Raw genomic sequence first — 26,979 nt, 5'->3', positions numbered from 1 at the left:
CGGTAGTCGCGCGCTTTTTATCGGCACAATCGCTCGATGGGGTGGCATGGAAATCTCTTTCCATGGAAAGGTTTAGCGGGTTCTGACCGGGGGAGAGTCAGCCGGGGCGCAGGAACGGAGGGGGTCGTCCAGGACCGCCCGCAACGCCGCCTGCGCCGCCCCCAGCAGCGGCCCGTCCGCCCCCAGTCGCGACACCGTCACGGACGGCCCGCCGGCCCGCGCCGGATCCGCCGCCACGGCCGTCCGCATCGTCAGCTCCCGTTCCAGCGACGGCAGGACCCAGGGCGCGAGCCCGGCCAGCGCACCACCCAGGACGACCGCCCGCGGGTCGAGCAGATTCACCGCTCCGGCGAGCGCGATGCCGAGCGCCGTCCCCGCCTCCTCCAGGGCCCGTACGGTGGCCGGGTCGCCGTCGGCCGCGCGGCGGGCGAGCAGCGCGATCCGGGCCCCCGGCCCCGCCTCCCCGGCCACCGCCCGCCCGGCCGCCGCCCCGCTCGCCCGCAGCACGGCCTCTTCCCCCGCGTACTGCTCCAGGCACCCGCGGCCGCCGCAGTCGCACCGGCGGCCGTCCGGGTACACCGGCACATGACCCAGCTCACCGGCGAACCCCCGTGCACCACGCAGCAGTTGGCCGTCCACCACGACCGCCGCGCCGATCCCGGCCTCGGCCGAGACATGTACGAAGTCCGGCGGCGGCCCCGGTCGCCCGCCGTCCGCACCGGCCGGCCACAGTTCGGCCAGCGCCCCCAAATTCGCCTCGTTCTCCACGGTCAGCGGCACGGCCGGGGAGCCCGTCGGGGCCGTCACCGGGGCCAGGGCCGGCGCCAGATCCGCCGCCCGCCAGCCGAGGTTGGGCGCGTGCACCACGGTCGTCCCGCCGCGGGCCACCAGCCCCGGCACCGCCACCGCGAGCCCGGCGGGCCGCAGCCCCTCCGCCGCGATCCGCCCGGTCACCTCCGCGAGCAGCTCCCCGAGCCGCTCCAGTACGGGCCCGGGCGCGCTGTTCCGGTTCGCCGCGCCGACCGCCGCCCGGGCGCGTATCCGGCCGCGCAGATCGATCGCGCACACCGCGAGGTGATCCACGCCTATCTCCGCCCCGAGCCCCGCCGGGCCGCGGTCGCTGACCACCAGTTCGCTCCCCGGCCGGCCCCGGCCGCGGGGCGCCGCCGGCCCCGACTCGGCCAGCAGTCCGGCCCGCAGCAGCTCGTCCACCAGCGGCGCCACGCCCGCCCGGGTCAGCCCGATCCGCGCCGCCACCGCCGGCCGCGACAGCGGCCCGTGCGCCGCCACGGCCTGCAGCACCCGGGCGAGGTTGCGCCGCCGGATGCCGGCCTGGGTGTCGTTGCCGGGCGCGGTCACGGGTCTCCTTGGAGGTAGGTGTCGGGCGGAGTCTCCCCGGGCGGGGGCGGGGGAGTGCCGCTGTATCGGCAGGGGGTGCCCGGGCCACCGTAGGGCGGCAGGGCAGGTGCGTACCGGGCGGACCGTACCGGCGGGTCCGTACGGGCGGGTTCGGCGCCGGGGGTTCAGCGCCGTAGCAGGGTGTCCGCGTCGGTGAGGGTCGCGGCCAGCCGGTGCAGGGCGGCGTCGTCCCGTGGCTGGGCCTCGTACTCCGTGCCGCGCGCGGTGCCCCACCGGCGGGCCACCGCCGCGGGGTCCTCGCCCAGCAGCAGCCCGGCCGCCTGGGCCGCCGCGCCGAGCGCGACCAGCTCCTGGGCCTCGGGCACCACCACCGGGCGGCCGGAGAGCCGGCGGACCGTCTCCCGCCAGGCCCGGCCCTTCGCACCGCCGCCGATCAGCAGCAGCGGCGTCCCGGCCGCGGCGTCCGCATCCAGCACCTGCTCCAGCGCCCGCAGCAGCGCGAACACCGCGCCGTCGTAGGCGGCCTGGAGCAGCTGGCCGGCCGTGGTGTCGTGCCGCAGCCCGTGCACCAGGCCCGAGGCCCCGGGCAGGTTCGGCGTGCGCTCCCCGTCGAGGAACGGCAGCATCACCACCTCGCCGCCCGCCTCCACGGCCTCCCGGTCGCGGCCCAGCAGCGCCGCCACCCGGTCCACCGCGAGCGTGCAGTTCAGGGTGCAGGCCAGCGGCAGCCAGTCGCCCCGGGCATCGGCGAAACCGGCGACGGTGCCGGTCGGGTCGGCCGGGCGGTGGGTGGAGACCGCGTAGACCGTCCCCGAGGTGCCCAGGCTCAGCACCGGCTGTCCGGGGCGCAGGCCGAGGCCGAGCGCGGCCGCCATGTTGTCGCCGGTGCCCGCGGCCACCAGGGCACCCCGGGGCAGCGGCAGCTCACCGGCGTGCACCGTCCCGGCGGCCTCGCCCGGCCCGGCCACCCGGGGCAGCGCCTCCGGGGACAGCCCGACGTGCGCCAGGATCTCCGTGTCGTACGCCCCGGTGGCCGAGGCCCACCAGCCCGTGCCGGAGGCGTCCCCGCGGTCGGTGACCGCCTCGCCGGTGAGCCGCCCGGTGAGGTAGTCGTGCGGTAGCCGCACCGCGGTGGTGACGGCGGCCGCGGCCGGCTCGGTCTCCCGCAGCCAGGCCCACTTGGCCACCGTGAACGCCGGGCCCGGCACGCTCCCCACCCGGTCGGCCCAGGCCCGGGCGCCGCCCCGCTCGGCGATCAGCCGCTCGCTGTGGCCCGCGGCGCGGACGTCGTTCCACAACAGGGCCGGGCGCACCGGCTCACCGGCCGCGTCCAGCGTGACCAGCCCGTGCTGCTGCCCGGCGACCGACACCGCGGAGACCTGCCGGGCGGCGTCCCCGCACTGCGCCAGCGCCTCGCCCAGCGCCCGCCACCACTGCCGGGGGTCGCTCTCCTTGCCGGGGCCGCCGCCGACCGTGTGCGGCGCCTGCCCGCGCGCCACGACCACACCGGTCTCCGCGTCCACGACCAGCGTCTTCGTGGACTGCGTCGAGCTGTCCACGCCGAGGACGAGCGGTCCCGCTGCCTGTGCGCCCATCGTGCTCTCTCCCTTGGCGGCCCGCTGCCACGAAAGCTGCGGAGCCTTCTCGCACGGTCTGCTTCCAGGGGGTTCCCCGGTGTGCCGCCGCATATTAGTTTGGCCGCCGCGGAATTTGTAAAGTGCCTTGACGAAATGGCCGAGGGAGATGCGATGCGCTGTCAGCCGGTACCCGAGGACAAATTCAGCTTCGGCCTGTGGACCGTCGGCTGGCAGGGCCGCGACCCCTTCGGGGACGCCACCCGCCGCGCACTGGACCCGGTCGAGACCGTGCACCGCCTCGCGGAGCTCGGCGCGTACGGCGTCACCTTCCACGACGACGACCTGATCCCGTTCGGCGCCGACGACATCCGGCGCGAGACGGCCGTCAAACGCTTCCGCCAGGCGCTGGACACCACCGGCCTGGTCGTCCCGATGGCGACCACCAACCTCTTCACCCACCCGGTGTTCAAGGACGGTGCCTTCACCGCCAACGACCGCGACGTCCGGCGCTTCGCGCTGCGCAAGACGCTCCGCAACATCGACCTCGCCACCGAACTGGGCGCCCGCACCTATGTGGCCTGGGGCGGCCGGGAGGGCGCCGAGTCCGGCGCCGCCAAGGACGTGCCGGCCGCCCTCGACCGGCTCAAGGAAGCCTTCGACCTGCTCGCCCAGTACGTCGTCGAGCAGGGCTACGACCTGCGGTTCGCCATCGAGCCCAAACCCAACGAGCCGCGCGGTGACATCCTGCTGCCCACCGTCGGCCACGCCCTCGCCTTCATCGGCCGCCTCGAACGCCCCGGCCTCTTCGGCGTCAACCCGGAGGTCGGCCACGAGCAGATGGCCGGCCTCAACGTCCCGCACGGCATCGCCCAGGCCCTCTGGCAGGGCAAGCTCTTCCACCTCGACCTCAACGGCCAGAGCGGCGTCAAGTACGACCAGGACCTGCGCTTCGGCGCCGGCGACCTGCGCGCCGCCTTCTGGCTCGTCGACCTGCTGGAGACGGCCGGCTACGACGGGCCCCGGCACTTCGACTTCAAACCGCCGCGCACCGAGGACCTCGACGGCGTCTGGGCCTCCGCCGCAGGCTGCATGCGCAACTACCTGATCCTCAAGGAGCGCGCCGCGGCCTTCCGGGCCGACCCGGCCGTCCAGGACGCACTGCGCGCCGCCCGCCTGCCCGAACTGGCCCGTCCCACCGCCGAGGACGGCCTGGCAGGGCTGCTCGCCGACCCCACCGCCTACGAGACCTTCCGTCCGGAGGTGGCCGGCGCCCGCGGGATGGCCTTCGAGCAGCTGGACCAGCTGGCCCTGGACCATCTGCTCGGCGCGTCCTGAACCGGCCGGCCGGTCAGGCCGCCGGTCAGCCGAAGAGCCCGCGCACGAAGGCGAGTTCGGCGGCGCGCTGGTCGGTGCCGCCGGTCTCGTGGGCGTTGAACCGCCACACCTTCAGTTCCTTCTCGCCCGCGTAGTGGTGGTACGCGGCGAAGCCGGTGGACGGCGGCACCACGTCGTCGCGCAGCGCGGTCGCGAAGAGCGCTGGTGCGGTGGCCCGGACCGCGAAGTTCAGCCCGTCGAAGTGGTCCAGGGTGTCCAGGGCCGGGTCGACATGGTCCCTGGCGCCGGCGAGGTAGCGGCCGAGCTCACCGTACGGGCCGGCGTCGGTGATCTCGACGGCGCGGCGGACGTGGGTCAGGAAGGGCGCGTCGATCAGCGCCCCGGCCAGGCCCGGGACCAGGCCGGTCATCGCCAGGGCGAGCGCCCCGCCCTGGCTGTGACCGGCGACCACCATCCGCTCCCCGTCGACCTCCTCGTGGCCGCGCGCGGTCTCCACGGCCCGTACCGCATCGGTGAACAGCCGCCGGTAGTAGTAGTCGTCGGGATCGAGCAGGCCCTGGGTCAGCCGGCCGGGGACGCCCGGGTTGCGGTAGCCGACCGGGTCGGGGGTGTCACCGGGGCGGTCCGGGCCGCTCTGGCCGCGGGCGTCCATGACCAGGGTGGCGTAGCCCGCCGAGGGCCACAGCAGCCAGTCGTGCGGCCGCCGCCGGCCACCGCCGTAACCGAGGTACTGCACGATGCAGGGCAGCGGCCCGGCGGCCGCCCGCGGGATCAGGAACCAGCCACGGATCGGGTGCCCGCCGAAGCCCGAGAACACCACGTCGTAGGTGCGCAACAGGGCCAGCCCGGCGTCGACCGCGGTGAACCGCGCGGCCAGGTCATGGGCACGCGCCTCGGCGAGGGTGCGCTCCCAGAACGCGTCAAATCCGGGCGGCTCGGGCAACGGGGGGCGATAGGTGCGCAGTTCGTCCAGGGGCAGGTCGGTGAACACGCGGATCCTCCGGGCCGTAGGGTGGCTTGCTGCCTGTCGCCAACGGTGCCCAGCACGCGGACATTTCAGACCGGAAGTGTTCCAGCTTGGTCACCGCGTCCCGTGAATCCCAGTAAAGAAGCGATCATTTCCGTTATGAGCTTTCCGCCCCCGCCGCCCGGCCAGCCGCACCCGCCGAACCAGCCGCCCCCCAACAACCCGGGCGGGTTCGGACCGCCGGCCGGCGGATACGGCCCGCCGCCCGGCGGCAATCAGGCCCCCGGTGGCTTCGGTCCGCCCGCGGGCGGCTACGGCCCTCCGGGACCGGGCGGCCCGGGCGGCCCCGGCGGCTGGCAGCAGCCGCCCGGCCCGCCCAACGGCGGCGGCAACGGCAAGCTCATCGCCGCCATCATCGGCGGTGGCGTGGTCGTGCTGGCCGCCGTCATCGCCGTCGTCGTGATCGCCAACAGCGACGACGGTGGCAACAACCGGGCCCAGACGTCGTCCAGTTCGAGCGCCTCCGCCTCCGCCACCCCGTCCGAGAGCGCCTCCGCCTCACCCTCCGACGACCCCTACGCCTCGCCCAGCGGCGACCCCGGGAGCACGCCCACGCCCTCCGCCGGCACGATCCCCTTCTACCTGCAGAAGGTCGGCGACTGCTACGACCTGGACCCGGGCGGCGGCGGCAACAACACCGAGGCGTCGTGCAACAGCCCGCACGACGCCGAGGTCGTCGCCACCCACCGCCTCGGCGAGGGCCTGACCACGGTGTCCGACATCCAGGACAAGGCGTCGTCGCTGTGCCGGGACGAGCTGGAGCGCAAGGCGTCCCGACAGCCCGCCGGCACCGCCGAGGGCACCTACGTGCAGTACCCCAACCTCAAGGGCTACAAGCTCGGCTTCAAGACCGTCAGCTGCAGCCTGATGGGCAACCGCAGCAACACCCGGAAGCTCACCAAGCCGCTGTCCTGAGCACCGCCCGATCGGCCGGTGTCAGCGGCCGAGGCCGGTCGCCAGCTGCGCGATGGCGTCCGGCCCGACCCGGCAGCAGCCGCCGATCAGCCGGGCGCCGTCCGCGACCCAGCCGGCGACCCGGCCGGCGGTGAACTCCGGTATGCCGCACCACGTCCGCGCCTCGGCGTCCCAGCGCTCCCCGCTGTTCGGATACACCACCACCGGCTTGCCGGTGACCTGCGCGGCCAGCGGCACCGCCCGGTCCGCGTCGTCCGGCGCGCAGCAGTTCACCCCCACGGCGATCACCTCGTCCACCTCCGCCGCGAGGGCGAACGCCTCGGCCAGCGGCTGCCCGGCCCGGGTCGTGTCGCCGGCGACGCTGTACGACAGATACGCCGGCACGCCCAGCCCGCGCACCGCCCGCAGCAGTGCCCGGGCCTCGTCGGCGTCCGGCACCGTCTCCAGCGCCAGCACATCGGGCCCGGCCGCCGCCAGCACCTCCAGCCGTGGCCGGTGGAAGCGCTCCAGCTCCGCCACTGACAGGCCGTACCGGCCGCGGTACTCGGAGCCGTCCGCCAGCATCGCGCCGTACGGACCCGCCGAGGCAGCCACGTACAGCGGCCCGGTGGCGCCGCCCGCCAGCGCCCGGCCGGCCGCCTCGCGGGCCAGGGCGACGCTCCGCCCGAGCAGCTCCGCGGTCTCCTCGGCGCCGATGCCGCGCCGCGCGAATCCCTCGAACGTCGCCTGGTAGCTGGAGGTGATCGCGACCTGCGCCCCCGCTTGGTAGTACGCCAGATGCGCCCGCAGCACCGCCTCCGGCTCCTCGGCCAGCAGCCGCGCCGACCACAGCTCGTCGCTCAGGTCGTGCCCGGCGGCCTCCAGTTGGTTGGACAGCCCGCCGTCGAGGACCACCGGCCCCGCGGCGAGGGCGTCGGCGAGCGTCGGGACCGTGCTGACCATGGTGCGAACCCTCCTGTGTGCTGCCGGGCGGATCTTTTCCCAGCTCCTTCGGATCGTAGCTCCGCCCACTGACAACGCCCGTGACCTGCGGCGATGGCGACGCCCGAGGCCGTTCAGGGCAGCGAGGCGAACACGAACGAGAACCGCGCCGAAGCCGCCGTCAGCCGGTACTGCGGCAGCACCCCGGGCCCGCACGACTGACTGCCGATGCCGTGCTGCGCATGGTCGAGATGCAGCCACAGGACGTCGCCGGGCCGCAGGTCAGGGGTGTGCCGGGCCGCGGTCAGCTCCTCGTCGGACCAGCGGCGGGCGGCGAAGGCGAAGTCCGGGTCCCCCTCGACCCGGAGGCCCGAACCGTCCGACCGGGTCAATCGCAGCCACCGCACACCGGGCCGGGAACCGTTCTCCTGCGGCCGGACGTACGGCGTCTGCAGCTCCTCCACCGACCGCGACCAGCGGCCGGTGCGGACGGCCGCCCGGGTGTCCGGATAGCCCTCGCCGGGCCCGCCGCCGTACCACTCCGCCCGCCCCAGGCTCCCGCACACCGCCATCCGCACCCCGACCCGGGGCAGCGGAACCGGCCAGTCGCCCTCCGGATCGACCGCCAACTCCAGCCGCAGCAGGTCGCGTCGGGCCGTCCACCGGTAGACCGCGCGCAGCGCGAGCGGGGAACCGGCCGCGGCCACCCGGGCCCGCACCACCAGGGCGGGCCCGTCCGGTTCGACGGCGTCCACGCGGTGCCGCATCCGGTGCAGGCCGAGCCGGCGCCATTCGGTGGCCGGCCGCGGCCCGGGCTGCCAGGGCGCGCCCTCGTCGTTGTCGGTCGGCGCCCGCCAGACGTGCAGCCGTGGGCCGCCGATCCGCACCCCGTCCAGATAGTCCAGCGTCCCGGTCGTGGCGTCGAAGGTGCCCGGCCCGAGCACGATCACATTGCCCTCGCCGCGGCGCGGGGTGGCGGTGGGCACCGGAGGCACGTACGCCGGGCGCGGTACGGCCGGGAACTGGCCCCATGCGACCTCGTGCCCGGCCGGTGCCCAGGCGGTGTCCCCGGCCAGTACGGCCTGCACCGTCCAGCGGGCCTCCCGGCCCTCGTCCCGCTCCTCCGTCATGTCCGGCAGCGCCGTCACGACCGACTCGCCCGGTGGCGGCGTGGGCATCTCCAGCCACCCGCTGCCGCACGGGTTGCCCTCCACCTCGTAGCACCACAGGAACGAAAGGTGCCCGAGCCCGGAGAAGTCGTACAGATTGGTGATCCGGACCGTCTGCCTGCCGTCGTCACCGTCCGGCCCGGCCTCGATCCGCACCGGCTCGACGACCTTCTTCACCTCGGCCAGCCCCGGCGACGGCGTCCGGTCCGGCAGCACCAGGCCGTCACAGACGAAGTTCCCGTCGTGCAGTTCCTCACCGAAGTCGCCGCCGTAGGCGTGGTACACCTCGCCGTCCGGCGCCCGCTGCCGCAGCCCGTGGTCGATCCACTCCCACACGAAACCGCCCTGACAGCGCTCGTACGTCTCGAACAGCCGCTGGTACTCACCGAGACCGCCCGGGCCGTTGCCCATCGCGTGCGCGTACTCGCAGAGGATGAACGGGAGTTGACGGCGCCGGGCGTCCAGTGCGGGGTCGTCCAGCGGCCCCTCGGTGCGCCGGCCGATCCGCGTCACCTCGGCGTGATCGGCGTACATCCGGGAGTAGACGTCGGTGTCGGCGCAGCTGCGATCGCCCTCGTAGTGCAGCGGACGGGACGGATCGCGCTCGCGCATCCACCCGGCCATGGCGGACAGCCCGCGGCCCGTCCCGCACTCGTTGCCCAGCGACCACAGCACGACGCTGGGGTGGTTCTTGTCCCGCTCGACCATCCGGCGGGCCCGGTCCAGCAGCGCCGGCTCCCAGCGCGGGTCGTCGACCGGATTGTCCCGCCAGTCCTGCTGCCCGAACCCGTGCGTCTCCAGATCGCATTCGTCGACGACCCACAGCCCCAGCTCGTCACAAAGGTCCAGGAACGCCGGGTGCGGCGGATAGTGGCTGGTGCGCACCGCGTTGATGTTGTGCTGCTTCATCATCAGCAGGTCCTGGCGCATCACCTCGGGCCCTACGGTGCGTCCGTACCGCGGATGGAACTCGTGCCGGTTGACGCCGCGCAGCAGGATCCGCCGGCCGTTCACCTTCAGCAGCCCGTCCTCGACGCACACCGTACGGAACCCGATCCGCAGTGGGACGGTCTCCCCGGTGGTGACCAACTCGCCGGTGTACAGCCGGGGTTCCTCGGCAGTCCAGGGCTGCACCGGCACCGTCGCGCTCTCCCCGGTCGCCAGGTCCAGCCCGAGCTCCGGTACGGTCACCCGCCCGGCCGGGGTGCACTCCACGCGCAGCGTGCCACGGCCCGTACGGTGGTCGAAACCGGCATGGACGAAGTGGTCGGCGACCGACCCTTCCGGACGCCGGTGGACCGAGACGTTCCGGAAGATCCCGGGCAGCCACCACTGGTCCTGGTCCTCCAGATAGCTGCCGGACGACCACTGGTGAACCCGCACCGCCAGCACATTGCCGTGCGGCCGCAGCAACCGCCCCACCTCGAACTCGTGCGGCAGCCGGCTGCCCTTGAAGTGCCCCAGCTCCTGCCCGTTGAGCCAGACCCGGGCGCAGGACTCCACCCCGCCGAAGTGCAGCACGGCCGGCCCCTCGCCCCAGCCGTCGGGCAGATCGAACACCTGCCGGTGGTCCCCGGTCGGGTTCTCGTCCGGCACCCGCGGCGGGTCCACCGGAAAGGGATAGGCGGTGTTGGTGTACACGGGAGAGCCGAATCCCTTGAGCACCCAGGTGCTGGGCACCCTCAGCTCGTGCCACTCCTTGTCGTCGAAGTCCGGCCGGGCGAACGCCTCGTCCTCGGCGTCGGCGCGCGGCGAGAGACGGAACCGCCAGGTGCCGTGCAGCGAGATCCGCGGCGCGTCCGAGGACGGGTACCAGGCGCGAGGCGGCAGCGTCCCCCGGCCCGGCACACGGTCCTCGTAGTACGGGAGCCGGTCGTCCGCCGGAGCCGGGAGGCCGGGCGCGGGCTCCGCCCGGCGGCCGGACGTCGGCGGGGGCTGGTCGTGCGGCGCATGGTGCGGCGGGTGCGGGGAAGTCCCGGTCACTGGTCCTCCTGCTGCGGGCGACGTGCCTGGCGTCGGGGGGATCGCCCTCAGCGAAGCACGCGCGGGGGCACGGCGCAGCCGGATGACCGGATTCGGGTGGTCGGGTGCTCCGCGCGGGCCCGGCCGCCCGGGCAGCGAACGGCCCCTCGGGGGGCGGGACCTGACCTGCCCCACCCCCCAGCTGGGTCCCGCCTCAGCCCTCCGTCGACGCCTCCGCCAGCGCCGCCGCCGGATCGTCCGAGGCCGGGCCGGCCGGCACCCACTGCCCGCGCTCCTTGCGGTACGGCCACCAGCGGCCGTCCCGCCCGTACCGTAGTTGGGCGGCGCCGCCGATCACCGTCCACCGGTTGCCGGTGGCCCGCAATCGGGGCCGGATCCCGTCGTCGTCCCAGGCGGCCGCGAGCCGGTCGGCCGCCCGGGCCAGCGCCGCCGGATCCGGGGCCCACTCCTCCTCCAGCGCCGCCAGCCCCGCGGTACCGCCCAGCTCCCAGGCCCGTACGGCCCGCGCCAGGCCGCGTGCGTCCCGCCCCGAACCGGCCGCCAGCCGCCGCGATATGACCTGGTCCGGACCGGCCGCCGCCAGCCGCACCGCGTCCTGACCGGGCGTCAGCGCGGGCGGCGGCGGGGCGTCCGCGTGCCAGGGGGAGAGCGCGTCCGCCAGCAACCGCTGGGCGCGCGCCGCCGTGTCCCCGATCAGGAACTCCAGCGCCGCGACCGCCACCCCCGGCGCGGGCGGGGTGCCGCCGCCGAGCACCGGAGCGGCGCCCGGCCCGTCGACCGGCGGGGGCGGTGCGGGCAGCGGCGGCAGGATGTCACGCGCCGCGTACGCCTCGGCGGCCGGTACGCCCGTGCCGGTCCCGGGCGCCGGGACCCCGGCCGCCGCGGGAGTGGCCGCCCGGGCCGCGCTGCGCGCCTGCAACTCCCCGAGCAGTTCCCGCTCGCCGCGGCCGCGTACCAGCAACAGCACGAACGGGTCCTGGTCCAGCAACCGCGCCACCTGATAGCACAGCGCCGCCGTATGCGCGCAGTGGTCCCACGCCTCGCAGCTGCACTCCGCCTCCAGGTCACCGATGCCCGGCAGCAGTTCGATGCCGGCCGCGGCCGCGTCCTCCACCAGCGCGGGCGGCATGTCCCGGTCGAGCAGTGCCGCGATGTGCCCGGCCCGGTCCGCGACGAGATCGAGGAAGCGGTCCCATGCGGCGTCGTCCAGCCGCTGCAGGAGCACATCGGACCGGTGCCGGGTGTGGTCCCGGTCCTGGACGACCGCGGTCAGCCGTCCCGGGCGCACGGACACGGCGCCGATCGCACCGGCCCGGGCGTGCCGCCGGCCCAGCTTCAGCTGCTGCCCGTCCAGGGCGGTGTCCTCCAGCGCCTTGAGCCACGCCTGCCCCCACCACGTACGGGCGAAGCCGCGGCCCTGGGCGGGCGGCAACGCGGCGAAGGTCCGCTCGGCGTCCGGGGCGTCTACCTGAGCGCCCTCCCCGGGTATGGCCTCCCCGTAGGAGCCGCCCCCGAAGGCGCCGTCACTGTCCTCGAATCGTCCGGTCATCGCTCCTCGTCCGGTCATCGCTCGCTCCCTCGCAGTGCGACCAGGTCCGCCAGCTCGGCGTCGGTGAGTTCGGTCAGTGCGGCCTCGCCGGAGCCGAGCACCGCGTCCGCCAGCTGCTGTTTGCGCAGGAGCAGACCGGCGATCCGGTCCTCGATCGTGCCCTCCGTGATCATGCGGTGGACCTGCACCGGCTGGGTCTGCCCGATGCGGTAGGCGCGGTCGGTGGCCTGCGCCTCGACGGCCGGGTTCCACCAGCGGTCGAAGTGCACGACGTGGCCCGCGCGGGTGAGGTTGAGCCCGGTGCCGGCCGCCTTCAACGACAGCAGGAACACCGGAACGTCGCCGTCCTGGAAGCGGCGCACCATCTCTTCCCGGCGTGCCACCGGCGTTCCGCCGTGCAGAAGTTGCGAGGCCACACCGCGCGCCGCCAAATGCCCCTCCAGCAGCCGCGCCATCCGTACGTACTGGGTGAACACCAGCACGCTCGCCCCCTCGGCCAGGATCGTGTCCAGCAACTCGTCGAGCAGCTCGACCTTTCCCGAGCGGCCGCCGATCCGCGGCTGCTCCTCCTTGAGGAACTGCGCGGGGTGGTTGCAGATCTGCTTGAGCGAGGTGAGCAGCTTGACCACCAGCCCGCGGCGGGCGAACCCGTCCGTCCCGGCGATCTCGTCGAGCCCCTCGCGCACCACCGCCTCGTAGAGCCCGGCCTGCTCCGTGGTCAGCGCCACCGCACGGTCGGTCTCCGTCTTGGGCGGCAGCTCCGGCGCGATACCCGGATCGGACTTGCGCCGGCGCAGCAGGAACGGCCGCACCAGCCGGGCCAGCCGGTCGGCCGCCGCGGCCGCCTCGGGAGACGCCGCCGGACCGCTCTCGACGACGCGCGCATACCGCGTCCGGAACCGCCCCAGCGACCCCAGCAGCCCGGGCGTCGTCCAGTCCAGGATCGCCCACAGCTCGGTCAGGTTGTTCTCCACCGGGGTGCCGGACAGCGCCACCCGGGCCTTGCCCGGAACGGTCCGCAGGGCCTTGGCGGTGGCGGAGAACGGGTTCTTGACGTGCTGCGCCTCGTCCGCGACGACCAGCCCCCAGGGCACCTCCGCCAGCTTCCCGGCGTCCAGCCGCATCGTCCCGTAGGTGGTGAGGACGAACTCGCCGTCCGCCAGGTCCGCCAGGCTGCGGCGCCCGGCGTGGAAGCGGCGCACCGGGGTGCCCGGCGCGAACTTCTCGATCTCCCGCTGCCAGTTGCCCATCAGCGACGTCGGGCACACCACCAGCGTCGGGCCGGCCGACGCGGGGTCGGACCGGCGGTGCAGATGCAGCGCGATGAGGGTGATCGTCTTGCCCAGTCCCATGTCGTCGGCGAGACAGGCGCCCAGTCCCAGCGACGTCATCCGGTGCAGCCAGCCCAGGCCGCGCAGCTGATAGTCGCGCAGTGTCGCGCGGAGCGCGGGCGGCTGGGCGATGGGGCCGGTGTCGGTGCCCTCCGGGTCGGCGAGCCGGTCGCGCAGCCGGGCCAGCCACCCGGTCGCCTGCACCGTCACCCGGTCGCCGGCGCCGTCCTCGGCGCTCCCGGTGAGCGCGGCGCCGAGCGCGTCGAGCGGGGTGACCTTGCGGTCCTGCCGGTCCCGGGCGGCCCGCAGGGCCTCCGGGTCGATCAGCACCCACCGGTCGCGCAGCCGCACCAGCGGCCGCCCGGCCTCGGCCAGCCGGTCCAGCTCGGCCCGGTCCACCTCCTCGCCACCCACCGCGAACCGCCAGCTGAAGGAGAGCAGGGCATCCGCGGACAGCAAGGAGGGCGGCCCCGATCGCCGGCCGTCCACCGGGTCTTCGGTATCGGGCGGCCCCACCACGGCGCGGCTGGTCAGCGTGCGCGCCAGCTCCTTCGGCCAGTGGACCTGCACCCCGGCCGCGGCCAGTGCCCGGGAGGCCGGCCCGAGCAGTTCGGCGACCTCGTCGTCGGCGAGATCCAGCGCGTCGGGCACCGCCGCCGACAGCAGCGGGCCGAGCGGCGCCCAGACCTCGGCCGCCCGGCGCAGTGTGCGCAGGGTGTCCATCCGCGCCCGCGGACCGAACGCCTGCCCCGCCGTCGACGCCCCCGCCCACACCTCGGCGGCGTCCGCCACCAGGGCCGGATCGGTGAGGCTGTGCACCTGGAGGACCGCGTGGAAGGTGACCTCGCCCGCCGGGGCCGGCGCGGCACCGTCCACCGGACCGCCCACTGCCCTGTCCGTCTCCAGGCCGTGCGCCTCCACCCGCAGGGAGATCCGTACGCCGGCGTCATGACCGGCGGCGACGTCCGCGGCCCAGTCCCGCTGTTCGGGGATGTGCTGCGGCGCGGCCGCCGCGAAGGCAGGTGCCTCGGTGGCCAGCGCGGCGGCGGGGGAGCGCGGCAGACCGTCCGCCACGGCGTCGAGGAACGCCCGCAGGTGCCGCTCCGGCTCGGGCAGCTCCACCGGGTCCGTCCCCGGCAGCGGGACGGCGTGCGCGTACGGCGGCATCGCGGCGGCGAGCTCCCGCAGCCGTTCGATGTCCGCCGCGTCGAGCGGTCCCAGCCGCCAGGCGTCGTACCCCTTCGGGCTCACGCCGGGCAGCAGCCGTCCACGGGCGGCCAGCTGGAGGGCGAGGACCGTCGCGGCGCCCCAGAAGGCGGCCGCCGGATGGGTGGTCCGGCCGGCCCGCAACCGGGTGAGGACGGGCACCGCGTCGGCCACCGGCAGCACCAGCGCCGGCACCTCGCCGACCTCGACGCCGCCGTCCTCCTCGGGCAGTACGACGCTCAGCCGCTCCACCACGGGCCCGCTCCCGTCCGGCGCGCCCTCCTCGGTGAGGGCGGCCGCCACCGGTTCACCATCGGGACGCCAGAAGGCGATCCGGCCGGCCCGGGGTGGATCCGACGGCAGGAAGACCGCAGGGCAGCGGGCGAGCCCGGAGAGCTGAGCGGGGGTGGCCGCACGCGTGGATGTCACAGGTTCCCGAACTCCTCAAGTTTGACTACTGGCGCCTGGAGCGCCCGAGGGTACCGGACGCCGAGCCCGAACGAGGAACGCGCGCGCCCGCGGGCGGCGCCCGGCCGCAGCCGGCAACCCGTGCGGCACGACAGGGAACCCGCGGCGCGGAATCGGCGTTCAATGGAGTACGACAGAGCGCGGCACCGGCCGCGGAAGGGACGTGAAGGATGTCCACACAGGCGAAGGTCGCGATCGGCGGCGTCGCGGTGGGAGTGGTCCTGCTGTGGCTGCTGCCCTTCTGGGCGGCCCTCTTGGTCATGGTCGGAGTCCCGGCCGTCGCATATCTGGCCCTCGACTCCTCCCAGCGCCGCCGCCTGCGCCGGGTCGGCCGCAAACAGCTGGGACGCTGACGCCGGCAGCGGGGCGGGCGGGCCCCGTGGGCAGGCATGCCCGGGGCCCGTACCGGCCGACGGCTCGGCCCGGTGGCCCGGGCAACCGGCAGTTCGCCGGGGCGCCGGCTCAGACCGGCCGGGCCGCCAGCTCGTCCAGCGAGGAGAGCAGCCCGGGCAGTTCGGGCCCCCGGCCCACCGGATGCACCTCGCCGGGCTCCTCGTCCAGCAGTACGAAAGCGATGTCGTCCGTACGCGCCACCATGCTCCAGCCCGGCCCGTCGACCCGCAGCGTGCGCGCCTCACCCGCCGCGAACGACGACCGCACGCGCCCGGGCGGCGGCGGCTCCGCAAGATAGCCGCGGGCTTCCTTCAGGACCCGGCGCACCCCCTCGTGCGCCTCGTCCCCCGGTTCCGCGAACGTCACCTCACCGTCCACCTGCTCGCGCCACACCGCCCACTGCAGCGCGATCTCGTCCGCACCGAGCCGCCGTTGGGCCGGCCCCCACTCCTCCGCGTCCGGCGGGCAGAGCGGCGCCGGCTCCCCCTCCTGCCGCTCCGGATCATGCGGCGCCGGCACCCCCGGCGCCGACACGGCGAGCGCCAGCGGCCAGCCCGGAAGCGCCGCGACGATGCTGCCCTCCCCGGGCGAGAGGTCGTACTCCATCCCGCAGTCCCACGCCGCGATGGCACAGGCCACCAGCGACACGTCCTCGGTCACCACCGTCCAGCGGGCGCCGCCACCGTCCTGCCCGAGGACCAGCCCGTAGCCCTCGGCGTACGGTTCGAGCCCGAGGCCCGCGCACACCTCGGGGTAGTCGTCGCCGAGCACGCTCGGGAACTGCCCGGGCGTCAGCAGCACCGCCGTCAGCACGAACAACTGGTCGTTGTCGGCGCTCTCGGTCGTGGGCACGCGGACCTCCCCTTCCCATCCTTTGCGGAGTACGTCGGCGCACCTTAATTGGCCCGTCGGGAGCTTGTCACCACTCCTACGCTGCGCTTATGCCTTCCTACAGTGTCCGGAGCACGTGGTGTGCCCGGTCTGCCGGGCCGCCCGGGCCGCTCCTAGACTGGGCGGTCCGGCGAGGGAAGGACGGTTGTCACGTGCGGCGCTACGACTGGCTGAAGGAGATCCGCAGGCTCGACCCCGAGCATGACTTCTTACGGATCTACCGCATCATCGCCACCCACGAGTTCCCCTGGGACCTGACCCGCGCCCTGGAACTGGCCCTCTACCGCACGTACGCGGTGCCGAGCATCGGCCGGCTGCTCGCCGAGACCGCCGAACTGACGGACCGTACGCAGAAGCGCTACGACGACACCGCCCTCCTCCTGGACGCCGTACTGGAGCACGGCTTCGACGGCGAGGACGGCCGGACGGCCATCCGGCGCATCAATCAGATGCACCGCAGCTACGACATCTCCGACGAGGACATGCGCTATGTCCTGTGCACCTTCGTGGTGATGCCCAAGCGCTGGCTCGACGCCTACGGCTGGCGGCGGCTGACCCCGCACGAACAGCGTGCCCTTGCCGCCTACTACCGCACCCTCGGCCGCCACATGGGCATCCCCGAACTCCCGCGGACCTACGAGGACTTCGAACAGTACCTCGACGCCTACGAGGCGGCGCACTTCGGCTGGGACGAGGGCGCACGACGGGTCTCCGACGCCACCTTGGACCTGATGGCCGGCTGGTACGGCCCGCTCGCCCCGATGGTGCGCCGCGCGAGCATGGCCCTCCTGGACGACTCGCTGCTGGCGGCCTTCCGCTACGACCGGCCGGCCCCGGCGCTGCAAAGGACGGTGCGCGGCGCCCTGAAGCTGCGCGCGAAGGCCGTCCGGCTGCTGCCGCCCCGCCGCACCCCGCACTACGCCCGCCAGAACCCCGAGATCAAGGGCTACCCGAACGGCTACCGGGTGGCCGAACTCGGCACCTTCCCGGCCTCCCGGCGCCTCGGCGGCTGCCCGGTCCCGCACGGGGAGGGCCCGGCGGTCTCCTGACCCCAAAGGCCACGGGCCGGGCCGCGCGTCAACCCCGGCGGACCGCCAACGCCAGATAGCGCGCGTCCCGGTCCTCGTACCGGATCAGCTCCCAGCCGCAGCGGGCGAGCAGGGGCCGCAGATTCGGCTCCGCCCGGAGGTCGTCAGGTGTGACGGCCCGCCCCTTGCGCGCGGCGAGGGCGGCCCGCCCGATGGGGTGGAAGAGCGCGAGCCGGCCACCGGGGCGGACGACCCTGGCCAGTTCGGCGAAGCCCGCCTCCGGGTACGGCAGATGGGAGATGAGCCCGGCGGCGAAGACCGCGTCCAGCGCGGCGTCCGGCAGCGGCAGCCGCGTCGCGTCCGCGAGCAGCAGCCGCGCGCAGCGGTCCCGCTCGGCCCGTACGGCGGCCGCCAGCATCTCGGGCGTCAGATCGGCGCCCAGCACCGTCCCCTGCGGCCCCACGGCCTCCCGCAGCGCCGGCAGCGCCCGCCCCGTGCCGCAGCCGGCGTCCAGCACCCTCTCGCCCCGCCGCAGCCCCAGCTCGGCGACACCGGCGGCGTAGGCGGGGCCGTCGTCGGGGAACTTGGCGTCCCAGCCGGCGGCACGCGGCCCGAAGAACGCCCGCACCTCGTGCGGCCGCTCACCGTGGTGGTCGGTCATCGGTCTCCTCCAGAGGTGTGACGACGGGCACCGAGCGACGCGGTGCAGGCGTACAGCGCGCCGGCGACGGGCAGCGCCACCACGACGCCGAGGTTCATGGCGCCCAGCGGGCCCCGCGCGGTGCCGTCGGTGAGCAGGAAGCCCACCACCGTGGCGATGTGGGGGTCGGCGGAGGTGATCAGGCCCAGCCCGACGACCGTGCCCACGACGAGCGAGAACACCGCCGGCCGGCCCAGGGCCGCCACCCGCACCAGGTCGAAGCCGGTGTGGCGGCGGCGCCACTGCTCCACCAGGAACACCGCGGACCAGGCCGACATCGCCACGCCGACGACGGCCAGGAATGCCTGGAAGGTCGCGAAGAAACTGGGCGAAACGAACAGCACGTACCAGCCGCCGACGGCCATCAGCACGCCGTCCACCAGAACGGCGAGATGCCGCCGGATGGGAATGCCCAGGGCCAGCATCGACATGCCCGAGCTGTAGATGTCCATGATCGCCCCGGAGGCGAAGCCCCCGATGGCGGTGAGCAGATACGGCACCAGGAACCAGGTGGGCAGCTCGGCCGCGAGCGCCCCCACCGGGTCGGCGGCCGCCGCCCCGGCCAGCTTCGGATCCCCGGCGTTGAGCACCACCCCGAACACCAGCAGCACCAGCGGCGGCAGCACCCCGCCGAGCGTGGTCCACCCCGTGATCGCCCGGCCGCTGCTCGTCCGCGGCAGATAACGGCTGTAATCGGCACCGCAGTTGACCCAGCCCAGGCCCAGCAGCGTCATTGCGAACACGATGCCGCCGACGAACGTGCCGAGGCCGCCCGCCCGGCCGTGCCCCAGCGCGGTCAGGTCGATGCGGTCGGCCATCAGCACCAGGTACACCCCGGTCAGTGCGGTGATCGCGGCGGTCAGGTACTTCTGCACCTTCATGATCAGCGCATGCCCGTAGATGCCGACCACCACGACCACGACCGCCGTCACCGCGAAACACAGCGCCTGCGCCGTAGTTGTCGGCGTCCGTGCGTCGGCCCGGGCGAAGACGCCGGGCGCGACGCGCGCCAGGATCGCCGCGCCGCCCAGAGAGGACAGCGCGACCAGGACGGTCTCCCAGCCGACGTTGGAGACGTAGCTGAACAGCGTGGGCAGCTTGTTGCCCTGCCGCCCGAAGGAGGACCGGCCGATGGCCATGGTGGGTGCACCGGTGCGCGTCCCGGCTATCGAGATCAGCCCGACCAGGAGGAACGAGAGCACATAGCCGAGCACCCCGGAGGCGATCGCCTGCCAGGGGCTGAGGCCGAGGCCCATGAGGTAGACGCCGTAGGCGATGGACAACAGGGAGAGCCCGGACGCGGCCCAGGGCCAGAACAGCGACCGGGGGCTGCCGTGTCGCTCGGCGTCCGGCACCGGATCGATGCCATGGCGTTCGACGGCACGGGCGGAGACGTCCGCCGCGGCGGACGGTGCGGTCCGCTCCTCCGACTGCTGCTGCGTCATGCGGACATGATCCCGCACCGGCCCCAGCAGTGGCGGCCCGGTCCGTCTATCACGAATACGGGAGCCGCCGGGCTTCCTGATCGCAAGACTGAGCGGCTTTGGCAATTTCGGGGACATCCCGATCAGTGGGCGGTACGGTCCTCGCCATGGATTTCGGACGGCGCTCTGCCGCCGAAGGCTCCCCTCGCCGAGCCGTGCATCCGCATTCCCCGTGACGCGCAGGACCCGCATCCTTAAGGAGACGGCCGATGAACGCCGCACCAGGGGCCCCGGAGGGCGCAGCCCCGGGCCCCGGCCCCCAACTGGCCCTGAAGATCTTAGTCGCGGGCGGTTTCGGGGTGGGCAAGACCACCCTGGTGGGCTCGGTCAGCGAGATCCGCCCGCTGCGCACCGAGGAAGGACTCAGCGAGGCCGGGGAGGGGGTGGACGACACCGGGGGAGTGGACACCAAGGCCACCACCACCGTGGCGATGGACTTCGGCCGCATCACCATCCGGGAGGGTCTCTCCCTCTACCTCTTCGGCACCCCGGGACAGGACCGCTTCTGGTTCCTGTGGGACGACCTCTCCGAGGGCGCGCTGGGCGCCGTGGTCCTCGCCGACACCCGCCGGCTGCAGGACTGCTTCCCGGCGGTCGACTACTTCGAGCGCCGCGCGATCCCGTTCCTGGTCGCCGTCAACTGCTTCGCCGACACGCGGTCCTACGGGGCGGACGAGGTGGCCCGCGCGCTGGATCTGGACCGCGGCACCCCGGTCGTCCTCTGTGACGCGCGGGACCGCGACTCCGGCAAGGAGGTGCTGGTCCGGCTCGTCGAGCACGCCGGCCGGCAGCACTCCCCCCGGACGCCGGCCCCGGTGGGTTGACCTGCGGGCGGGCGGGGCGCGAACCCCGGAGGGCCCACGCCGCGCACCGGGTCAGTCCGCGATCGCCGCGAGTCCGACGACCTTGTCGATCGTGACCCGCACCACCACCTCGCCGGGCACGCCGTTGCGCGCGCCGTATTCCTCCGCACGGTCCTCACCCATGTAACGGGCCGCGATCCGGGTCGCCCAGTGCCGTACGTCGGCCAGGTCGTCGCTGATCTCCGCCGAGCCCTGCACGGTCACGAAGGAGAACGGGGGCCGGTCGTCGTCGACGCACAGGGCGAGCCTGCCGTCGCGGGCCAGATTGCGTCCCTTGACCGTGTCCGCACCGGTGTTGAACACCAACTCGTCGCCGTCCAGGAGGAACCAGATCGGGGCGAGGTGCGGGCTGCCGTCCGCCCGCACGGTCGCCAGCTTTCCGGTCCGGGTGCCCTCGGAGAGGAACCTGCGCCACTCGTCGTTCGTCATCTTGTGTGCCATGCCGACATCCTCTCCGCGCGTCGGCGCGGGCGCCGCCTGGCACGCCGGGCCGCGGGCCGCTTGCCGAGACGGCGGAGGTGGGACAGGCTGGCACGGCAGTCCGCGGAGGGACCATGGGCTGCCGTCCGGCCAGGACCGCGGCCGGGGACACGGGGAGGAAGCGTCACATGGCATTGAGCAGCGGACTCGACTGGCTGCTGGACGACCTGACCAAGCGGGTGGAGAAGGTACGGCACGCGTTGGTGCTCTCCAGCGACGGGCTGGTGACCGGCGCGAGCGAGGGCCTGGGGCGGGAGGACGCCGAGCATCTCGCGGCGGTCGCCTCGGGACTGCACAGCCTCGCCAAGGGATCGGCGCTGCACTTCCGCGGCGGGCAGGTCCGGCAGACCATGATCGAGTTCGACGACGGGGTGCTGTTCGTGACGGCGGCGGGGGACGGCAGCTGCCTGTGCGTGCTGGCCGGCGCGGACGCCGACCTCGGGCAGATCGCCTACGAGATGACGCTGTTGGTCCATCGCGTCGGCGAGCACCTGGGCGTCGCGGTGCGCCGGCCGGAGAGTTATCCACAGGTCTGAGGCGAGGGTTGACGCACTGTCACCACCTGCAGCTATGGTCGTAACTGTCAGTGATCGACGCTGACCGACCAAGTTGCGGGGGAACGACATGACAGTGATGTGTGACGGGCAGCAGACGCTCCCGAAGGGCCGAGCGGCCCATGAACTGGAGCTGCGCAGCGGCGAGTTCGAGCTCGCCGTCCAGCTCGGAGAAGTCCGTACGGTGCCGCCCGGCAGCGCCGACCGCCCACCGGGCGCCGGAGTCCTCGGCGGGCGCCGGGTCCCGGCCGAGGAGATCGCCCGGCTCCAGGCCGAGCCCGGCTTCCCGGAGGCGCTCCGCGAGCGCATCCGCACGGTCGGCACGACCGAGGCCGCCCGGCAGATGGGCGTCGGACCGGGCCGGGTGCTCCGCCTGACCCGCGCCGGCTGCTTCGCGCCCGTCCGGTTCTACGTGAACCGCTACGGCGCGGTGGTCTGGCTCTATCTCGCGGCGGAGGTCGCCGACTTCGCCGACCGTGAACCGGACCTGCTCCGGGGCAACACCCCGGCGGCGATGCGGGTGATGCTCGACGGCGGACAGGACTGGCGGGCCCGCCAGTGGCGCAGCCGCCGGGTCGCGCAGCTCATGGGGCAGACCGACGACCCCTGGGAGTCGGCCGCGGTGATCGCCGCCGTACTGCCCCCGGAGGAGCTGGCCTCGGTGGTCGGCAACCCCCTGGAGCGGTCCGTGCTGCGCCGGCTCCGGCCCACCCTCGCGACGATGATCACCGCCACTCCGGCGGCCCGGGAATCCTGCGAACGGGTGCTGACGGCCGACGAGTTCGACGAGGTCCTGTGGTACCGCGTCCATCTCGCCCGGGCCCTCGAAGAGGCCCGCAGAGAGGATCCCGGACGGGTCCGCCGTATGTTCCCCGTGGAGCTGGCCGTCCGGCCGGGTCAGCCACCCAGTTTGCGGAACAGCCCCTCCTGGACGACCGAGACCAGCAGCCTGCCCTCACGGTCGTAGATCCGCCCGCGGGCCAGGCCCCGGCCGCCGGTGGCGATCGGGGACTCCTGGTCGTAGAGGAACCACTCGTCCGCGCGGAACGGGCGGTGGAACCACATCGCATGGTCGAGCGAGGCCATGTCGAAGCCGCGCGGACCCCAGAGCGGCTCGATCGGGATACGGACCGCGTCCAGCAGCGTCATGTCGCTGGCGTAGGTCAGCGCGCAGGTGTGCACGAGCGGATCGTCGCCCAGCGGCCCGACCGCCCGCATCCACACCGCACTGCGCGGCTCCGCGCCCTCGATCTCGTCCGGCGTCCAGCGCAGCCGGTCGACATACCGGATGTCGAAGGGCTGCCTGCGGGCCATCCGCTCCAACGCCTCGGGCAGCCCGCCCAGATGCTCGCGGACCTCCTCCACGACCGTCGGGAGGTCCTCCGGGTCGGGCACCGCGCGGCGCATGGGCAACTGATGTTCGAAGCCGGGCTCCGGCTTGTGGAAGGAGGCGGTCAGATTGAAGATCGTGCGTCCCTCTTGGACCGCGACCACCCGGCGTGTGGTGAAGGAACGCCCGTCACGCACCCGCTCCACCTGGTACACGATCGGCACCCCGGGACGGCCCGGGCGCAGGAAGTACGCATGGAGCGAGTGCACCGGGCGGTCACCGTCGGTGGTCCGCCCGGCGGCGACCAGCGCCTGGCCCGCGACCTGTCCGCCGAAGACCCGCTGGAGGCTCTCCTGCGGACTGCGGCCGCGGAAGATGTTCACCTCGATCCGTTCGAGATCCAGCAGGTCGACGAGCCTCTCCGCAGGATTGGTCATGACCGACGGCCCTCCCTCGCATGCCCCGACGGCCTCGGGCGAAGCCGTCGCCTCACAACTGCCCCACGTCCGTGACCCGCACGACCGCGCGCCCCTCCTCGTCCGAGGCGGCCAGATCCACCTCGGCGGAGATGCCCCAGTCGTGATCACCGTTCGGGTCGGCGAAAGTCTGCCGCACCTTCCACAGCCCGTGCTCGGCGTCCTCCTCGATCTGCAGGAGTTTCGGGCCGCGCGCGTCCGGGCCGGTGCCCAGGTCCTCGTACTCCTCCCAGTAGGCGTCCATCGCCTCGCCCCAGGCGTCCGCGTCCCAGCCCGACTCGGCGTCCATCTCGCCGAGTTCCTCGACCTTGTCCAGCGCCGCCAGCTCCACCCGCCGGAACATCGCGTTGCGCACCAGCACCCGGAAGGCCCGCGCGTTGGCCGTGACCGGCCGGACCTGATCCGCCCGCTCCTGGGCCTGGTCCGCCGTCTCCTCCTCCGGGTTGGCCAGCTGCTCCCACTCGTCCAGCAGGCTGGAGTCCACCTGCCGCACCATCTCGCCCAGCCAGGCGATGATGTCCTGGAAGTCCTCCGACTTCAGATCGTCCGGCACAGTGTGGTCCAGCGCCTTGAAGGCACTCGCGAGGTACCGCAGCACGATGCCCTCGGTGCGCGCCAGCTCGTAGAAGGAGGTGAACTCCGTGAAGGTCATGGCGCGTTCGTACATGTCGCGGATGACCGACTTCGGCGACAGCGGGTGGTCGCCCACCCAGGGGTGGCTCTTGCGGTACAGCCCGTAGGCGTGGAAGAGCAGCTCCTCCAGCGGCTTGGGGTACTCGACGTCCATGAGCCGTTCCATGCGCTCTTCGTACTCGACGCCGTCGGCCTTCATCTGGGCCACCGCCTCGCCGCGCGCCTTGTTCTGCTGCGCGGCCAGGATCTGCCGGGGATCGTCCAGCGTGGACTCCACGACCGACACCATGTCCAGCGCGTAGGACGGCGACTCCGGGTCGAGCAGGTCGAAGGCGGCCAGCGCGAAGGTCGACAGCGGCTGGTTGAGCGCGAAGTCCTGCTGCAGATCCACGGTCAGCCGGACGATCCGGCCCTCCGCGTCCGGCTCGTCCAGCCGCTCGACGATCCCGCCGTCCAGCAGCGACCGGTAGATCGCGATGGCCCGCCGGATGTGCCGCAGCTGGTTCTTGCGCGGCTCGTGGTTGTCCTCGAGCAGCTTGCGCATCCCCTCGAAGGCATTGCCCGGGCGGGCGATCACCGACAGCAGCATCGCGTGGGTCACCCGGAAACGCGAGGTCAGCGGCTCAGGATCGGACGCGATCAGCTTCTCGAAGGTGTTCTCGCCCCAGTTGACGAAACCCTCCGGCGCCTTCTTGCGGACCACCTTGCGCCGCTTCTTCGGATCGTCGCCCGCCTTCGCCAGCGCCTTCTCGTTCTCCACGACGTGCTCGGGCGCCTGCGCCACGACGAAGCCGGCGGTGTCGAAGCCGGCCCGCCCGGCCCGGCCCGCGATCTGGTGGAACTCCCGCGCCCGCAGCGTCCGCACCCGCGACCCGTCGTACTTGGTCAGTGCCGTGAACAGCACTGTCCGGATGGGGACGTTGACGCCGACGCCGAGGGTGTCCGTTCCGCAGATGACCTTCAGCAGCCCCGCCTGGGCGAGCTTCTCCACCAGCCGGCGGTACTTCGGCAGCATTCCGGCGTGGTGCACGCCGATGCCGTGGCGCACGTACCGCGACAGGTTCCTGCCGAACTTCGTGGTGAACCGGAAGTTGCCGATCAGCTCGGCGATCTGGTCCTTCTCCGCGCGGGTGCACATATTGATGCTCATCAGGGCCTGCGCCCGCTCCACGGCGGCGGCCTGGGTGAAGTGCACGATGTAGACGGGGGACTGGCGGGTCTCCAGCAGCTCGGTGAGCGTCTCCGTCAGGGCGGTGGTGCGGTACTCGTACGACAGCGGCACCGGCCGGGTCGCCGAGCGCACCACCGACGTCGGCCGCCCGGTGCGCCGGCTGAGGTCCTCCTCGAACCGCGACATGTCGCCGAGCGTCGCCGACATCAGCACGAACTGCGCCTGCGGCAGTTCGAGCAGCGGAATCTGCCAGGCCCAGCCGCGGTCCGGCTCGGCATAGAAATGGAACTCGTCCATCACGACCTGGCCGATGTCGGCGTCCTTGCCGTCCCGCAGCGCTATCGAGGCGAGGACCTCGGCGGTGCAGCAGATGACCGGGGCGTCGGCGTTCACCGACGCATCGCCGGTGAGCATGCCGACGTTCTCGGTACCGAAGAGCTTGCACAGATCGAAGAACTTCTCCGACACCAGCGCCTTGATCGGGGCGGTGTAGAAGGTGACCTGATCATGGGCGAGGGCGGTGAAGTGCGCGCCGGCCGCCACCAGGCTCTTCCCGGAGCCGGTGGGGGTGGACAGGATCACGTTCGCCCCCGAGACCACCTCGATCAGCGCCTCCTCCTGGGCGGGGTAGAGCGAGATCCCCTGCTGCTCGGCCCAGCCCGAAAAGGCTTCGAAGAGGGCATCGGGGTCGGCGTCGTTCGGCAGATGATCGATGAGGGTCACGCCCCCATACTGCCTGTCTTCACCCCGGATCAGAGAACCGGTAACCCATACGGAGATCAACTAAAGCCCCCATGGACGGTCCGGCACCGTCCGCTCACCTTCCGTGAGGGGTCACCATCCTCTGCCGCCGTCCTCAGGGGGCCTTTCTCTGTGGTCGTCCGCTGTGGCCATCTGCGGTCGTTCTCCCGAGCAGGTCGCCGGCGGGGCCCCGCCTCCGTACGGAGATCATCTCCCGCTACGCTGAGTCGCCGACCCGGCGTCAGCAGCGCGGACGGTGAGCGTGCCGGACGCGACACACCGACCGGGCACGACACACCGACGGGCGCGACGCAGTAGCCGGGCGCGACGGATGCAGCGGGCATGACGGACCTGCCGGGTGCGACGTATGCGCCGGGCGCGGGAGGTGTGCCGGTGCGACGTACGGGCCGGGCGCGGGAGGTGTGACGGGCACGCAGCACGCGCCGGGCACGACGCACGAGCCCGGTACGACGGATGAGCCGGGCGTGAGGCATGGGCCGAGCACCGGAAAAGCCGAGCACGGACAACGACAACAAGGCGACAACAAGGGTGGGGAACAACCATGATGGGACCGGCGCACTCGCTGTCCGGGGCGGCGGCCTGGCTGGGGGTGGGCGCGGCGGCCGCAGCCGCGGGACATCCGATGCCCTGGCCGGTGCTCGTCTGCGGGGCCCTGATCTGTGCGGGAGCGGCGCTCGCCCCGGATCTCGACCACAAGTCCGCGACCATCTCGCGGGCCTTCGGGCCGCTCTCGCGGATGGTGTGCGAGGTCGTCGACAACATCTCGCACGCCGTCTACAAGGCGACCAAGATGCGCGGCGACGCCAACCGCTCCGGCGGGCACCGCACGCTGACCCACACCTGGGTCTGGGCCGTGCTGGTCGGCGGCGGCATGGCGCTGCTGGCGATGCGGGGCGGGCGCTGGGCGGTGCTCGGCATCCTCTTCGTCCACATGGTGCTCGCGATCGAGGGGCTGCTGTGGCGGGCCGCCCGGGTCTCCAGCGATGTGCTGGTGTGGCTGCTCGGCGCCGCCTCGGCCTGGATCCTGGCCGGCATCCTCGACCAGCCCGGCAACGGCGCGCACTGGCTGTTCACCGAACCCGGCCAGCAGTACCTCTGGCTGGGCCTGCCGATCGTGCTCGGCGCGCTGGTCCATGACATCGGCGATGCACTGACCGTTTCCGGCTGCCCCATCCTGTGGCCGATCCCGATCGGCCGGAAGCGCTGGTACCCGCTCGGCCCGCCCAAGGCCATGCGGTTCAAGGCCGGCAGCTGGGTGGAACTGAAGGTCCTGATGCCGGTGTTCATGCTCCTGGGCGGACTCGGCGGGCTGGGGGCGCTCGGCTTCATCTGAGTGCGGCGGAGTTGGGGGTGGAGGTGGGGTGGGGCGGGGAG

At 73.6% G+C, this 26,979-nt stretch carries 21 protein-coding genes; 8 read left to right on the top strand and 13 right to left on the bottom strand.

The window, feature by feature from the left end; translation table 11 throughout:
* Positions 1–72: 72 nt before the first annotated feature.
* Positions 73–1,359: an ROK family transcriptional regulator gene (locus IG62_RS0130200; RefSeq protein WP_037839664.1), complete on the bottom strand. Its 1,287-nt coding sequence runs from the start codon at positions 1,357–1,359 to the stop codon at positions 73–75.
* Between the two features lie 164 nt (positions 1,360–1,523).
* Positions 1,524–2,954, bottom strand: coding sequence for a xylulokinase (xylB, locus tag IG62_RS0130195; RefSeq protein WP_030810318.1), 1,431 nt, complete (start codon positions 2,952–2,954; stop codon positions 1,524–1,526).
* 153 nt (positions 2,955–3,107) lie between these two features.
* On the opposite strand from xylB, the gene xylA reads away from it, so the two are divergent.
* Positions 3,108–4,271 (top strand): xylose isomerase, encoded by a 1,164-nt coding sequence (gene xylA / locus IG62_RS0130190; RefSeq protein WP_030810315.1) that lies wholly within the window; start codon positions 3,108–3,110, stop codon positions 4,269–4,271.
* Between the two features lie 25 nt (positions 4,272–4,296).
* Here the strand turns inward: xylA and IG62_RS0130185 are convergent, their stop codons facing one another.
* Entirely contained in the window at positions 4,297–5,262 is a 966-nt protein-coding gene (locus IG62_RS0130185) for an acetylxylan esterase (protein WP_030810312.1), read from the bottom strand.
* Positions 5,263–5,397: 135 nt separating this feature from the next.
* On the opposite strand from IG62_RS0130185, the gene IG62_RS46690 reads away from it, so the two are divergent.
* A complete protein-coding gene (locus IG62_RS46690) occupies positions 5,398–6,213 on the top strand; it encodes a hypothetical protein (protein ID WP_030810309.1) in 816 nt (271 codons plus the stop codon).
* Between the two features lie 21 nt (positions 6,214–6,234).
* On the opposite strand, the gene mmuM is transcribed toward IG62_RS46690, so the two are convergent.
* From mmuM to IG62_RS0130160, 4 genes are all read right to left on the bottom strand, one after another.
* The gene (mmuM, locus tag IG62_RS0130175) at positions 6,235–7,155 is read right to left on the bottom strand and encodes a homocysteine S-methyltransferase (RefSeq protein ID WP_030810306.1); all 921 of its coding nucleotides are present in this window, start codon (positions 7,153–7,155) and stop codon (positions 6,235–6,237) included.
* Positions 7,156–7,268: 113 nt separating this feature from the next.
* On the bottom strand, positions 7,269–10,151 hold the full coding sequence (locus IG62_RS0130170) for a glycoside hydrolase family 2 TIM barrel-domain containing protein (RefSeq protein ID WP_051798793.1): 2,883 nt from the start codon (positions 10,149–10,151) through the stop codon (positions 7,269–7,271).
* A 328-nt stretch (positions 10,152–10,479) separates the two neighbouring features.
* Positions 10,480–11,835: an SWF or SNF family helicase gene (locus tag IG62_RS47450; RefSeq protein WP_037839659.1), complete on the bottom strand. Its 1,356-nt coding sequence runs from the start codon at positions 11,833–11,835 to the stop codon at positions 10,480–10,482.
* 14 nt (positions 11,836–11,849) lie between these two features.
* Positions 11,850–14,801, bottom strand: coding sequence for a DEAD/DEAH box helicase (locus IG62_RS0130160; protein WP_030810296.1), 2,952 nt, complete (start codon positions 14,799–14,801; stop codon positions 11,850–11,852).
* 209 nt (positions 14,802–15,010) lie between these two features.
* Here IG62_RS0130160 and IG62_RS0130155 point away from each other — a divergent pair, with 209 nt between their 5' ends.
* Positions 15,011–15,193, top strand: a complete 183-nt coding sequence (locus IG62_RS0130155; RefSeq protein ID WP_030810293.1) for a hypothetical protein — start codon at positions 15,011–15,013, stop codon at positions 15,191–15,193.
* A gap of 109 nt (positions 15,194–15,302) precedes the next feature.
* On the opposite strand, the gene IG62_RS0130150 is transcribed toward IG62_RS0130155, so the two are convergent.
* Entirely contained in the window at positions 15,303–16,085 is a 783-nt protein-coding gene (locus IG62_RS0130150) for a hypothetical protein (RefSeq protein ID WP_030810290.1), read from the bottom strand.
* Between the two features lie 191 nt (positions 16,086–16,276).
* On the opposite strand from IG62_RS0130150, the gene IG62_RS0130145 reads away from it, so the two are divergent.
* Complete coding sequence (locus IG62_RS0130145) at positions 16,277–17,173, top strand: oxygenase MpaB family protein (protein WP_030810287.1); 897 nt, start codon at positions 16,277–16,279, stop codon at positions 17,171–17,173.
* A gap of 28 nt (positions 17,174–17,201) precedes the next feature.
* On the opposite strand, the gene IG62_RS0130140 is transcribed toward IG62_RS0130145, so the two are convergent.
* Both IG62_RS0130140 and IG62_RS0130135 read right to left on the bottom strand, forming a co-directional pair.
* The gene (locus tag IG62_RS0130140; protein ID WP_030810284.1) at positions 17,202–17,813 is read right to left on the bottom strand and encodes a class I SAM-dependent methyltransferase; all 612 of its coding nucleotides are present in this window, start codon (positions 17,811–17,813) and stop codon (positions 17,202–17,204) included.
* Positions 17,810–19,297, bottom strand: coding sequence for a purine-cytosine permease family protein (locus IG62_RS0130135; RefSeq protein WP_030810281.1), 1,488 nt, complete (start codon positions 19,295–19,297; stop codon positions 17,810–17,812). Before IG62_RS0130135 ends, IG62_RS0130140 begins: the two co-directional genes overlap by 4 nt.
* 248 nt (positions 19,298–19,545) lie before the next feature.
* Here IG62_RS0130135 and IG62_RS0130130 point away from each other — a divergent pair, with 248 nt between their 5' ends.
* The gene (locus IG62_RS0130130; RefSeq protein WP_030810278.1) at positions 19,546–20,160 is read left to right on the top strand and encodes a GTP-binding protein; all 615 of its coding nucleotides are present in this window, start codon (positions 19,546–19,548) and stop codon (positions 20,158–20,160) included.
* 51 nt (positions 20,161–20,211) lie between these two features.
* On the opposite strand, the gene IG62_RS0130125 is transcribed toward IG62_RS0130130, so the two are convergent.
* Positions 20,212–20,640 (bottom strand): PPOX class F420-dependent oxidoreductase, encoded by a 429-nt coding sequence (locus IG62_RS0130125; RefSeq protein WP_030810276.1) that lies wholly within the window; start codon positions 20,638–20,640, stop codon positions 20,212–20,214.
* A 167-nt stretch (positions 20,641–20,807) separates the two neighbouring features.
* Here IG62_RS0130125 and IG62_RS0130120 point away from each other — a divergent pair, with 167 nt between their 5' ends.
* Positions 20,808–21,215 (top strand): roadblock/LC7 domain-containing protein, encoded by a 408-nt coding sequence (locus IG62_RS0130120; RefSeq protein ID WP_030810273.1) that lies wholly within the window; start codon positions 20,808–20,810, stop codon positions 21,213–21,215.
* Positions 21,216–21,303: 88 nt separating this feature from the next.
* Positions 21,304–22,200, top strand: coding sequence for a DUF6397 family protein (locus tag IG62_RS0130115; RefSeq protein WP_030810270.1), 897 nt, complete (start codon positions 21,304–21,306; stop codon positions 22,198–22,200).
* Here IG62_RS0130115 and IG62_RS0130110 read toward each other — a convergent pair.
* On the bottom strand, positions 22,131–23,000 hold the full coding sequence (locus IG62_RS0130110) for an acyl-CoA thioesterase (RefSeq protein WP_030810267.1): 870 nt from the start codon (positions 22,998–23,000) through the stop codon (positions 22,131–22,133). The genes IG62_RS0130115 and IG62_RS0130110 overlap by 70 nt on opposite strands.
* 52 nt (positions 23,001–23,052) lie before the next feature.
* Positions 23,053–25,566: a DEAD/DEAH box helicase gene (locus tag IG62_RS0130105; RefSeq protein WP_030810264.1), complete on the bottom strand. Its 2,514-nt coding sequence runs from the start codon at positions 25,564–25,566 to the stop codon at positions 23,053–23,055.
* 580 nt (positions 25,567–26,146) lie between these two features.
* On the opposite strand from IG62_RS0130105, the gene IG62_RS0130100 reads away from it, so the two are divergent.
* The gene (locus tag IG62_RS0130100) at positions 26,147–26,938 is read left to right on the top strand and encodes a metal-dependent hydrolase (RefSeq protein WP_030810261.1); all 792 of its coding nucleotides are present in this window, start codon (positions 26,147–26,149) and stop codon (positions 26,936–26,938) included.
* Positions 26,939–26,979: the final 41 nt, after the last annotated feature.

This window comes from Streptomyces sp. NRRL S-337 (assembly GCF_000720175.1).
In the GTDB taxonomy this organism is placed as follows: domain Bacteria; phylum Actinomycetota; class Actinomycetes; order Streptomycetales; family Streptomycetaceae; genus Streptomyces; species Streptomyces siderophoricus.
Note: the sequence above shows the minus strand (reverse complement) of the source record. Positions and strands in the feature narration are given on the sequence as shown.